The sequence below is a fragment of the Planctobacterium marinum genome (assembly GCF_036322805.1).
Classification (GTDB): domain Bacteria; phylum Pseudomonadota; class Gammaproteobacteria; order Enterobacterales; family Alteromonadaceae; genus Planctobacterium; species Planctobacterium marinum_A.
In genome coordinates this window covers 1,647,367-1,659,074 of the sequence record NZ_AP027272.1, presented here as the reverse complement: position 1 = coordinate 1,659,074, position 11,708 = coordinate 1,647,367, and the positions used below count along the sequence as shown (strand labels likewise).

Below are 11,708 nucleotides of genomic sequence, written 5' to 3'. Positions count from 1 at the left end.
CCCCTATTGTTTTGCAGTCATCACCGCGTCTTCTGAAGTCAGACGCACCACCACTCTGCGGTCGAAAAAGTCATTTTCCCAGGTTTGCTTTACGGCAACAGGTTGTGCTTCGCCATAACCTGCAGTTTCAATCTGCACGGCCTGCACACCGCGAGAAAGCAAATAACGCTTAACCTGATCCGCGCGCTTCTCAGACAATGTCAAGTTGTACTCTTCGTCACCACGACGATCTGCGTAACCGAATAATTGCACCACCAACTTAGGATCACGTTGTAATTGCTCAGCCACTTTATCCAATTGCTCGACATAATGCTGTTCCAGCTGCCAGGATGCCGTTTTAAATTGGATATTCGCTTTTGAATCTAATAGCTCTGAGAGTTCAATGGGCGCAGTTTCGCGCTCCAATGCCGCCACTTGAATGTTGCTTTGCTGCGCTTTTAGCTGGTTAAAGGCCGTCAATGTCTGTTGATATTCTTGCTGCAAGGCCAAGAGTTCTGTCTCCGATTGCACAAGCTTTACCTGAAGGTTATCAGCGCGATTTTGATTATTGATATCATCACCGATAAAAATACCCATAATACCGCCAATAATGCCCCCAACGGGACCAGCAACACTGGCACCAATGGCGGCGCCACTGCCCAACCCAATCAATACGTGTTTTTCTTCCTCTTGCGTTGATACCTCATGTTGCTCTTGGTCTGATTCCGCCATAGTGGCAAAAGAGGCACATAAAGAGATAGCAATCAGAGTTTTATTCAAAGTTTTAAATGTCATAAGTCACCTGTTTGGTTTCGCTTGGTTTGATAACTATTTAAAACTCAACAAATGACTGGGGTATGGAGAAAAAATGGCAATATTCAGAACAAATGTGGCGAAATAATGGAGTAGAAAAAGTGAGCCAAATCATGGCATTAACGGGCGCAAATGTGGCGAAAAAATGGAAATTGCCAGATCCCGGCATTTATCTCTGGTTCAGACAGAATTTTTTATTATTCTTACAGTCCATACAAGAGTGTGTTGAATTTTGCTGCTAAACAACATTAAGTGAGGCTACAGATGAGCAATAAAGCGAGAAAAGGACTTTGGTTGTTAAGCGCCATAACGGCAGTTTTACTGTTGTTTTATGTGAACCTGGAAGACTACCAAGAGCAACGCATTCATATGTTAATTAATGACTTCTTGTTATCTCGATACTAAAACCGTTACGTTAAACCGGATCCATTATTATTATGTCCAAGAGAATTGCCCTGGTGGAAGATGATGCCGCCATTCGAGACAATTATCGAGCTGCTCTCCATAAGCAGGGCTACGATGTACTGTGCTATGAAGATCGCAGCAGTGCCTCGCAAGCATTCCAGCAACGACTGCCCGATCTGGCCATCATCGACATTGGTCTAAAGGAAGAAATCGATGGTGGATTTACCTTATGCCAACAACTACGGGGATTATCACCATCTTTGCCCATCATCTTCTTCACCGCCAGAGATAACGACTACGATACTATTTGTGGTTTGCGCATGGGAGCTGATGATTACCTTACCAAAGACATCAGTTTACCTCATTTACTGGCCAGAATTGCGGCCCTGTTTCGTCGTACAGAATTGCTAAAGATGCCCGTCAATCAAGAAGACATATTGGAAAGCGGGGCACTGTGTATGGACACCAATCGCATGACCGTTACCTGGCAGCAACAGCCTGTAGAGCTCACCATTACTGAGTTTTGGATGCTACACGCCATTGCCCGCCATGCCGGACACGTAAAAAGCCGACAACAACTGATGGATGAATCCCGAATGGTGGTTGACGACACCACTATCACCTCACATATCAAGCGTATACGCCGTAAATTTCAGCAACTGGATGACAGTTTTGACCGCATTGAGACTGTTTATGGCATGGGGTATCGATGGAAAAGCCAATAATGCTGCCCAAGGATTAAGCCATGTGGCAATTTCGTATCGGCATTCGACTCAAGTTACTGCTGTTATCCTCATTCTTATTTGCCATTCCCTGGCTTGGATACAAGTACATGTGGGAGTTAGAAAACTACCTGCTTTTGGGTCAGGAGCAAACGCTAATGGGCACCGCTCGTGCAGTGGCAACCGCATTGCATGAACGCCCGACATTGTTTGATACCCAGGCAAGTTATCAGCAGGATGTCAGGCCGGGTACAGACCTGTATGCTCATAAAATTCTCGATCCTATTCGGCTTGATGGCAAACTAGCCGATTGGCTGGATTACCGTCATCTGGCGATTAACTATGACCAATCTTATTTACTGGCAGGCACCCAAAGCCATTCCGTCTCCGATCTAAATTTCACTCACATGGTGGGTATTTACGATGACTATTTATATGCCTTTTTTGAGGTGGTGGACGATCAAACCGTGATGCGAAACAAAAACAGTTTACGGGTGGATCGCAACGATTTTTTACATATTGCTATGACAGATAGAGATAAACGCTTTCATCGCTATCTGATTTCCAGTTACACCTCTGGCTGGGTGAATGCCTGGGAATTAACACCAATTGGCGATTCATTCCGCCCCTTGGGTATCGAGTCCCGTATCCAAGGCCATTGGCAGATCACGGAGCAAGGCTACAACATCGAACTACGTATACCACTCGCCATGCTCTCTGATAAAATTGCTTTCGAAATCAACGATGTTGATGATGCCTATGCACCACAAGTGCAGGCCAGAATTGGCACCGCGAACCCCGCCCAACCTGACTCTTTGGGTACCGTATTAGTCCCTTCCCCTGAAATTGAGCGTATCGTTAAAGGACTGCAGCACTCAGGCGCTCGTGTCTGGGTGCTGGACAAACACAAGCGCGTGATGGCTCGCTCAGGTGACATATTCTCTTCAGTGGGTCTGGAAGCCAGACTGGCACAGCCAACGCCTCCGCAAAATATCTGGGAAGAGTTTGAGCAAAAATACCTGTTCCCTCTGTACTACAACATCTTAACTCGTCCACCGGATGACTTTGTGGATGAACTCACTGATGCATACTCACTGGAAGGTAAAGATATCGATAGCGCCTTGGGTGGCAAAGCCGACAGTTTGTGGCGCCTGACACCGGATAACAAGGCAGTGATCTTATCCGCGGCCCACCCGGTTTACCTGGATGACAAAGTGCTAGGTGCTGTGATTGTAGAGCAAACTACAAATGGTATACGTAGCCTTAAAAACAAAGCCCTGGAAGATCTATTCAACATTATTCTGTTGGTGATGATTTTAGGTACGTTGGCGTTATTCCTATTTGCTTCGCGAATATCTTCACGCATTCGAAAATTGCGCAATCAAACTGAAAAGGCCATCGATGGCAATGGTAAAATCTTGAGTAATATTCCGGTATCAAACACGCAAGATGAAATTGGCGACTTATCACGTACCTTCCACAGTGTATTGGACAAACTGCAGCAATATCACAACTACCTGGAAAAAATGGCATCCCGATTGTCCCATGAACTGCGTACCCCGGTTGCTATTGTTAAATCCTCCATGGAAAACCTCAGCCTGGAGTCGCCCACGGCACAACAACAACCCTATATTGACAGAGCGCAAGAGGGACTGGAAAGGCTAAGCAAAATACTCACTAATATGAGCGAAGCGGCTCGGCTGGAGCACGCCTTACAAGCTACAGAGCCAGAAGAGTTTGACCTGGTGGCACTGTTACAAAGCTGTGCCCATGGTTACCAGTTAGCCTACCCCAACAGGCGTTTTCGCTGTGACATCCAATTGCAGGAATTGAAATTATCGGGGGCGCCGGATCTTTTTGTTCAGATGCTGGATAAGATCACGGCGAACGCGGTGGACTTTAGCCCAATGAATGGCGTTATTGATATTTCATTAAGCACAGAAAACAACAAAGTATTGCTTAGAGTCGCCAATGAAGGCCGACTGCTTCCAGATGACATGCAAGAACAGCTTTTCGATTCCATGATATCTGTGCGCAATGAAGCCAGTAATAACGCCCCGCACCTGGGACTAGGTTTGTTTATCGCGCGCATCGTGGCGGAGTATCATTCAGCCAGGATCCGCATTCAAAACCTCAAAGACAAATCTGGTGTGGAGGTGTTGTTGCAGTTTTAATAGCAACAATTAGAGATGTACGCGGGGTTACTGGTACTTGCTAAATCAGATTTATGGCAAATACTTAAAAGGAACATAAAACATTAACTTCAGCTCATGCACAAACTCGCCCTGCTTCTCACTTTGTTGCTGCTTAGCTCACAACCCAGCTATGCAGAAAAACTAAAGGTTTTTGCAGGCATTACCTGGGGATTGCACCACCTGGAGGATGACATCCCCAAAGGCACTGTCACAGAGGCGGTAGTCGCATTAATGGACGCCACCGATATTCCTTATGAAATTTTAATGATGAACTGGGCGCAAGCGCAAAAACAAAACCGGGGAACCCCTCAATCATTGCTGTTTGCCCTGGCCCGCCAGCCGGAGCGAGAAGCGCACTATTCCTGGTTAGTCCCCTTGGGGCAATTAGACTTAAAAATTGCCAGACTGACTTCGCGCCCCGAGCTACAACTAGCCAGCTTTAATGAGCTTAAACAATATAAAATTGCTGCGGTAAGAACCTTATCCACGCACAAGATGCTACTCAAAGCGGGGATCACTGAATCGGAACAGCTGTTGCTGGTAGACTCCTCATCCAGATTACTCAAAGTCATCGAAGAGGGCTTGGTAGATTTTGTATTTTACGATGCCGCGTTAACACCAGCCATTCTTCAGGAATTTAATTATCCAGCCGACTTTTTAACGCCGACAGATGTAAAAGTGCCCTGGCAAAACCTGTGGCTTTATTTGGCCGCTAATCCACAACTGGATGAAGTCATCAAACAAAAAATTATACAAACCCATGAGCGCTTGATGGATTCTGATACGGATTATCAACTCAAAATAAGTCGTATCCTTGCTAAAACCAATTAGCTTTCGGCGGTCTTTTCCTGCTGTTCAGGCACATGCTCACTGATATCCCCTCCAGCCAACAGCAGTGCTATCCATCGGGTATCTTGATTAGATTCCAAAATGATTTTGCCAATCATAGTAAGAGGTACTGAAAGCAGCATACCTACTGTCCCCAACAACCATCCCCAAAAGATTAACGATAAAAACACCACCAAAGTAGACAAGCCCAGTCCTTTACCCATATAGCGTGGCTCTATGACATTTCCCATCACAGTATTGATCATGATGTAACCAATAGCGACAATCCCCGCGGAGGCTGAACCCAGCTGGATCAGTGCCAATAAGACGGCTGGCACCGCAGCAATCGCCGAACCAATATTCGGCACATAATTAAGCAAGAAAGCTAATACCCCCCACAAGAAATAATGATCCAGCCCAAGTACATATAAAAAGGTACCCACCAATAAACCTGTGCCCAAGCTAACAACGGTTTTGATAACCAGATAGTTTTTAACAGAAGCCAGCACTTTATCCACTTGAATCATACGCATTTTAGGATCGTCCAGTGCGATGTGTACTTTGTGGGGTACGCTGTCAGCTTCCATCAGCATGAAAATTACGGTAAGTAATATCAGCAGAAAGTTTCCTAACACTCCGGACAAACCAGACAGTAAATTAGTGGCCACATTCATTGCCATACCTGGATCCAGGTAAGACACTAACTGCTCTTTATTAATCTGAATATTGAAGTTTTGCAGCTGCGTCACAACCCAAACGAATTCTTCCTCTAATTGTTGCTTATAAAGCGGCATTTTTTCGGAAAAATCGGTCATCGATTGCCCCACTAATCCACCTAGCATGAATCCAAAAACCACAATGGTCAGTATAACCAGTAACACTGAGATACCTTTGGGAATGCGGTACTGGCTCATCCACTTAATAATTGGGTGGCTGGCCATCGCGATGAAAACCGATAACAAAAACGGGACCACAATACTGCTCGCCGCTTTTATGCCCGCGAGGATGATAACCAATGCGGCGCAAACGAGCAGTACCTTGATGGTTGTGGGTAGTCGATTTTCCATATAGCTTTCCCGGCCAGGTGAGTCTTGAGCAGTCAAGCTCTGCGTCATTTTTTTGCAAAAAGTAGCAGATAGGCTCGGTGTAAACCAGTATTATTAGCGCTTATTAAAATTAAAATAAGCCCACAGCAACAGGATATAAAAAGCAAGTATGCAATTAAATCAAGCCGTTATCAGAATCAAAAATCTACGCCTGCGTACTTTTATCGGAATAAAAGACGATGAGATTAAAAACAAACAAGACGTAGTAATCAACGTGATCATCAACTACCCGGCTGATAGCGCCAGCGAATCAGACGAGATGGATAATGCCCTGAATTATCGCACTATTACCAAGCGCATCATCGCCCACGTGGAAAATAATCGTTTTCATCTGCTGGAAAAGCTTACTTCAGATGTGCTTGAGATTGCCAGTGAACACGATTGGGTTACTTTTGCCTCCGTAGAGGTGGATAAACCCCACGCGCTGCGCTTTGCAGATTCAGTCTCCTTAACCTTGAGTTGCAACAAGGAGTAACCATGAAAATTCTGCTTACCGGCGCTTCGGGTTTAATCGGTCGTGAAATAATCAAACAGGTCACTATAGAAAAACACGACATTGTCGGTGTCAGCAGAAATATCCCTGCAGCCAAAAAGCAGTTACGCAAGTTATACGGTCCGCAGATTGATGCCAAAGTGGAATGGATATCAGGCGTTGACTCGATTAAACACCTCAATGATTTTGACGCAGTAATAAACCTGGCTGGTGAACCCATCGTCGGCAAACGTTGGAGTGATGAGCAAAAACTAAAGTTGCAAAATAGTCGCTGGCTCATCACGAAGCGCTTAGCTGATTTGGTTAAGGCCAGTGAGTCACCGCCTGCGGTTTTCATCAGTGGTTCGGCCATAGGCTTTTATGGCAGACAGGACGCCACCCCAATTGACGAATCCTTCACTGACGTACACGATGAATTTAGCCATCAGTTGTGTAAAAAGTGGGAGCAACTGGCGCTGAGCGCACAAGAAAAAACCCGAGTTTGTGTGTTACGAACAGGTATAGTGCTGAGCAACAAAGGTGGCGCACTAGAAAAAATGCTACTGCCCTTCAAACTGGGATTAGGTGGCCCCATTGGTGATGGCGAACACTACATGCCGTGGATCCATCTGGAAGACATGGCCAGAGCCATAATGCACCTGTTACACAATGAAAATTGCCAAGGCGCGTATAACTTCACCGCTCCTAACCCGGTAACAAACAGGGAATTCAGCAAAACCCTGGCTAGTGTATTGCACCGCCCGGCCATATTCCCCATGCCCGCAAAAGTGCTGCAGCTCATCATGGGTGAAATGTCAGATCTACTAACCACCGGACAAAACGTCATCCCGGCAAAGCTGCAAGAAAGTGGTTATCAGTTTATGTTCAGGGAACTTAAACCCGCGCTAGAAGATTTGAATTTGTGAGCCTAATCGCAGTTCACTGCCTCAATTGTGGTGACGGTTATGTTTCAGCTGTGAGGGTTATCAGAAGGACAGCAAGGAGAAATTTATCGATTGGTCCAAGTGACCAATATTTTCAATCAGGGAACGCTCAACACTCACAAATTCAATAAAATCTGATGACTAATGCACAAGGTAAAGCAGTCAGCCAACAGATAAAAACAACTCCGGCACATATAGGGGCCGGAGTTACTCTCGGGTGATTAGAAATTTACAGTATTTTCCACAGAAACTGAGTGTTCGAAATCACTCTGAGAAATTACATCAACCATCGGTTTTTCATCTTCTATCTTCGGGAACAGCTCTTGGCTACCATTTGCCCAGTTCATGCGAGTGGTAACAGGTGCAGCCAATGGAATATCTCCAGTATTTCGGCCAAACTGTATCCGCTGTATCTGGTTATCGGAACTGTTTAAAATGTACTGAAAATAAGTCGATGGGCGTCTGACTGCCACATCAGCTTTACCATCCCCGTCATAGTCAGCTGGTATTGGAATATCATCCTGCTCTCTTCCAAAGCTAATTCGCTGTATCTCATTATCGCTGGAATTGCGGATATACCAAGTTTGATTGCCCGGCCTTCTGACCGCAATATCAGCTTTACCATCGCCGTCATAATCCGCTGGCACAGGAATATCTGTGGATTGCAGGCCAAAATTAACTCGTGATATACCATCCGTATTGCCAGTAAGCGTGTCTGCACCAGAAGAATTCAGGATATACCACGTCTGGTTTGAGGGGCGTCTGACGGCAACATCAGCCTTGCCATCACCATCATAATCGGCGGGAACAGGCACGTCTTCTTTACGCAGTCCGAAATTGATACGCTGAATTTCACCGTCTGAAGAATTTTTGATATACCACATTTGGTTTGAAGGCCGTCTGACGGCAACATCAGTGATACCATCGCCATCATAATCAGCAGGCACCGGAATATCCTCTGGCTGCAATCCAAAACTAATACGCTGTATTTCACCATCTGAAGAATTGAGCACATACCACATCTGATTTGACGGACGTCTTACTGCGACATCGGCGATGCCATCTCCGTCAAAATCACCTGAAATGGGAATATCCTGCTCATCCAACCCAAACCGGATACGATCGATTTCACCATCCGAAGAACGAGTAATATACTGCAGTGCGGTGGATGGGCGTCTGACTGCGATATCAGCTTTGCCATCTCCATCGAAGTCAAAGGAAACGCTTGATACCTCTGAGTCAGAAGGCGGCATGTCACTCTCTACAAAAGAGAAGTTATCCAGAGCTGCCATGTCGTTACCTTCTTTTCCGGAGTCATCTTTTCTGTAGATGAACTGCACCACGCTCACGCCCTCTGGAACAACAATGGAGGATGCTTCCCAAGCATTGTAACCTGATAACTCAGACACTACCTCTCCATTGAGAATAAGCGACAAAATATCTTTATCGGTCTCAGAGTCAATAAGTACATCAAATGACACTGTACCTCCATTGCCGAAGTCCGCAATAAGAAGCTGTTCGCCATAATGACCATCTGGCACATACCTGACTGCTAATGCACTGTCTCCATCACTCGAGAATCTACTTGTACTTTCCCATTCGTAGGTAATCCATATGTCATGCATCATTTCTGATTCAAACGATCCATTTTGTGCCACGAAATCACTGAATAGAGGGGCATTTGCACTTTCACTTCTCGCAAAATCGACAATATCAATGATCCCGTTCTCGTCTACATCACCTCGTATATCATGTCTGTTTAGCGGATTTAAACCATGCGTTGTCTCATAGTCATTGGGTATTCCGTCATTGTCGTTGTCTGTGTCACTATTATCACCGATACCATCCCAGTCACTATCCATATGTTCTGATGCATCCAACGGGAATTTGTCCACAAAATCCAGGACACCATCACCATCGGTGTCGGGCTCAACGTATTCAACCGGAAGTGATACCTTTAGAGCATAAATATCGCCAGCTGAGCCGTTAAGGCCCTCTGGATAGCGCATTGGTTCATTTACGCTTAATAAGGCATAGCTTCCTTCGGGCGAAAAATAATATTTCGATACATAGCTAACAAGATCCACGCCTTTTTCGTTGACGAGGGGCGCCATATATTCATCGCTGGTGCGGACATAACGCATACTCCCTCCCCCAAGGGTCAGAGATACATTTTGATTTAATAACCTCCTAGTAACATGTAGCGTATTTCCATTGCTAAACTCATCAATTGAACCAGAATCATCTTCATGGTACCCGCCTCCTGTCAAATAAGATTTAAATCCTCCTTTGAGGTAAAGATCATGAATCGTGACTTCACCTGTTTCAATGTCGTATGCAAAATAGTATTCACCATTTGAAGCTGGCTGCCTAACCAGCTCTTCGCTGCCATAGGATGCTCCATTAGCATTAAAAACTACCTGCTTAGTGTTTTCATTAATCCAGACTGCGTTGGCGGATGAGAATTGACCGGTGATTACCGCCCCAGACATACTGCGATTCACAAAACTGAAACTGGCTGATTTCCTGTCTGTTAAATATACGTTTGTATAGTCAACATCAAAACTAGTAAGGCCACTACGATTGGAATTAACTGCGACATATCTCCCATCATCTGACATCGTCATGGTTGTAGTCCCTTCACCTTCACTACCAAAATAGCGATATTTTCCAACATCGACTCTCTCCAGGGTATTGGCCAACCTATCATAAACATAGGCATGCAGCCCAAATGCCGCAGACCCATCCGGCGTCCCTCTGGTTCTGAAAGCGACGTAACGACCATCATTTGATATTTTTGCAATATCTCGAATGCGATCGAGATTAACGCCATTATCGTTTGTATTTTCTGCTGTTGTGTATCTATCTAAAGCATCGAAACTCTCTCCAGTTTCGACGTCATACATCATAAAAGTTGATGTGTCGTGGTCAGTGTAAACCACCCATTTTCCATCTCCAGAAAGCAACGCGATGTTATAGTTGCCTGTTACAATTTTAGTTTCTTCAGTTCGATAGTTTCGTAACATTAATGCATCTCCTGAATCGAACATCGCCACTTCACCGTTTACAGAAATTCCTCTTGCTTTGGCTTGAATTGCTTCTCCCTCATTATCAAGTGATGCAACCTCTACCTCACTGGTAGTGTATGGGTAATCTACCTCCTCAACAGTGAGATATGATAATTTTTCGATAAAGAAGCTTTCGCCTTTAGCAAGTTCATACCTTCTGGTAAACAGACCGTCTTCATTAATATTCACTTGGTCAATGTCTGCTTCGCTTGGTTCAGCTGCATCGACAGGAACCTGCATGTAATAAATACTCTCCAGGAAAGTATTCGCTTCGAATTGAATGGTGACAAACGTGCGATTGTTCTGGTCGGTATTGGTTATCCTCACCGATGAAAATCCTTGATCGATCGGAGAAGGTATTGTCTCGATAACCGCTGTCCCAAGGCTGTCATCAGTCAATTCCATCAGGTCTTTCAGTGTATTACTGCGCAGCACCTTTGAGTAAACGGTCGGGAAAGAGCGGATGTTATCGGGCTCAGTACCACCTTGATACTCTGACAGGTTATTGAAACCATCATCATCTAAATCACTTTGACTATCATTTACCCCGACGGTGAGACCATATGTTCTTTCCCAATCATCATCCATTCTGTCTTTGTCGGTATCTTCAGCCAAACTGATTAAAGGTATTACCAAGAAAACCAAGCAAGTTAGTATAGAGAGCTTTTTCATAACCTAACCAAATACAAAACTACAAAAATACTGAGTATATACCAGAAGTACGCATGGAGATTTAGAAATTAAGTTCATTAACTAACGTTTTGCCGCTGCCTGATTCAGCAGTGTCAACCTTAATTATGCTTTAACTCTTCTTTATGTCATAAATTAAATAGTTGAATATGCCTCATTAACAAGCTGCTTCTCTTGTTAAACTGAGTGCCCCATCAAAGACACACTATTAGAGCTTTTTTAGGATGGTGAAAAATTTACCAGCTTAATTTTGTTGAAAGTTCCCATGTTTTGGTTGACCAACTTGAAATAGATAGCGAATCACTGCAGGAGCTTGATACCGGACATCTAGTATTGAAATACTAAACAACTCTTCTCATTTGCAGAAGCGATCAGTTTACATCGAGGCTTTCGGACAGATGCAATACGTTAATAGCCGACTAGAGCAGTATCGACCTCTACTAAACAAAACTATATTTAACGGCCTGCTGATCACATCGGTTAACA

9 protein-coding genes are annotated in these 11,708 nt (G+C 44.7%); 6 read left to right on the top strand and 3 right to left on the bottom strand.

What is annotated here, in order from left to right:
• Positions 1-3 precede the first annotated feature (3 nt).
• The gene (gene pdsO / locus AABA75_RS07375) at positions 4-774 is read right to left on the bottom strand and encodes a sortase-associated OmpA-like protein PdsO (RefSeq protein ID WP_338291944.1); all 771 of its coding nucleotides are present in this window, start codon (positions 772-774) and stop codon (positions 4-6) included.
• Between the two features lie 282 nt (positions 775-1,056).
• Here pdsO and AABA75_RS07370 point away from each other — a divergent pair, with 282 nt between their 5' ends.
• The 4 genes from AABA75_RS07370 to AABA75_RS07355 all read left to right on the top strand — a co-directional run bounded on the left by AABA75_RS07370 (position 1,057) and on the right by AABA75_RS07355 (position 4,945).
• Complete coding sequence (locus AABA75_RS07370) at positions 1,057-1,197, top strand: hypothetical protein (RefSeq protein ID WP_338291943.1); 141 nt, start codon at positions 1,057-1,059, stop codon at positions 1,195-1,197.
• A 32-nt stretch (positions 1,198-1,229) separates the two neighbouring features.
• Positions 1,230-1,922: a proteobacterial dedicated sortase system response regulator gene (gene pdsR, locus AABA75_RS07365; RefSeq protein WP_338291942.1), complete on the top strand. Its 693-nt coding sequence runs from the start codon at positions 1,230-1,232 to the stop codon at positions 1,920-1,922.
• 20 nt (positions 1,923-1,942) lie between these two features.
• Positions 1,943-4,093: a proteobacterial dedicated sortase system histidine kinase gene (gene pdsS, locus AABA75_RS07360; protein ID WP_338291941.1), complete on the top strand. Its 2,151-nt coding sequence runs from the start codon at positions 1,943-1,945 to the stop codon at positions 4,091-4,093.
• A 96-nt stretch (positions 4,094-4,189) separates the two neighbouring features.
• Positions 4,190-4,945 (top strand): hypothetical protein, encoded by a 756-nt coding sequence (locus tag AABA75_RS07355; RefSeq protein WP_338291940.1) that lies wholly within the window; start codon positions 4,190-4,192, stop codon positions 4,943-4,945.
• On the opposite strand, the gene AABA75_RS07350 is transcribed toward AABA75_RS07355, so the two are convergent.
• Positions 4,942-6,009, bottom strand: a complete 1,068-nt coding sequence (locus tag AABA75_RS07350) for an AI-2E family transporter (RefSeq protein ID WP_338291939.1) — start codon at positions 6,007-6,009, stop codon at positions 4,942-4,944. The two genes, AABA75_RS07355 and AABA75_RS07350, sit on opposite strands and share 4 nt — an antisense overlap.
• A gap of 148 nt (positions 6,010-6,157) precedes the next feature.
• Here AABA75_RS07350 and folX point away from each other — a divergent pair, with 148 nt between their 5' ends.
• The gene (gene folX / locus AABA75_RS07345) at positions 6,158-6,523 is read left to right on the top strand and encodes a dihydroneopterin triphosphate 2'-epimerase (RefSeq protein WP_338291938.1); all 366 of its coding nucleotides are present in this window, start codon (positions 6,158-6,160) and stop codon (positions 6,521-6,523) included.
• 2 nt (positions 6,524-6,525) lie between these two features.
• Positions 6,526-7,446, top strand: a complete 921-nt coding sequence (locus AABA75_RS07340; protein WP_338291936.1) for a TIGR01777 family oxidoreductase — start codon at positions 6,526-6,528, stop codon at positions 7,444-7,446.
• A gap of 239 nt (positions 7,447-7,685) precedes the next feature.
• On the opposite strand, the gene AABA75_RS07335 is transcribed toward AABA75_RS07340, so the two are convergent.
• Positions 7,686-11,204 (bottom strand): FG-GAP repeat domain-containing protein, encoded by a 3,519-nt coding sequence (locus AABA75_RS07335; protein WP_338291935.1) that lies wholly within the window; start codon positions 11,202-11,204, stop codon positions 7,686-7,688.
• Between the last annotated feature and the right edge of the window lie 504 nt (positions 11,205-11,708).

Bases quoted from the DNA above. Each gene is read 5' to 3' on its own strand.
- AABA75_RS07370 (WP_338291943.1), top strand. From the start codon at position 1,057: ATGAGCAATAAAGCGAGAAAAGGACTTTGGTTGTTAAGCGCCATAACG.
- AABA75_RS07335 (WP_338291935.1), bottom strand. From the start codon at position 11,204: ATGAAAAAGCTCTCTATACTAACTTGCTTGGTTTTCTTGGTAATACCT.
- pdsO (WP_338291944.1), bottom strand. From the start codon at position 774: ATGACATTTAAAACTTTGAATAAAACTCTGATTGCTATCTCTTTATGT.
- folX (WP_338291938.1), top strand. From the start codon at position 6,158: ATGCAATTAAATCAAGCCGTTATCAGAATCAAAAATCTACGCCTGCGT.
- pdsR (WP_338291942.1), top strand. From the start codon at position 1,230: ATGTCCAAGAGAATTGCCCTGGTGGAAGATGATGCCGCCATTCGAGAC.
- pdsS (WP_338291941.1), top strand. From the start codon at position 1,943: ATGTGGCAATTTCGTATCGGCATTCGACTCAAGTTACTGCTGTTATCC.
- AABA75_RS07350 (WP_338291939.1), bottom strand. From the start codon at position 6,009: ATGGAAAATCGACTACCCACAACCATCAAGGTACTGCTCGTTTGCGCC.
- AABA75_RS07355 (WP_338291940.1), top strand. From the start codon at position 4,190: ATGCACAAACTCGCCCTGCTTCTCACTTTGTTGCTGCTTAGCTCACAA.
- AABA75_RS07340 (WP_338291936.1), top strand. From the start codon at position 6,526: ATGAAAATTCTGCTTACCGGCGCTTCGGGTTTAATCGGTCGTGAAATA.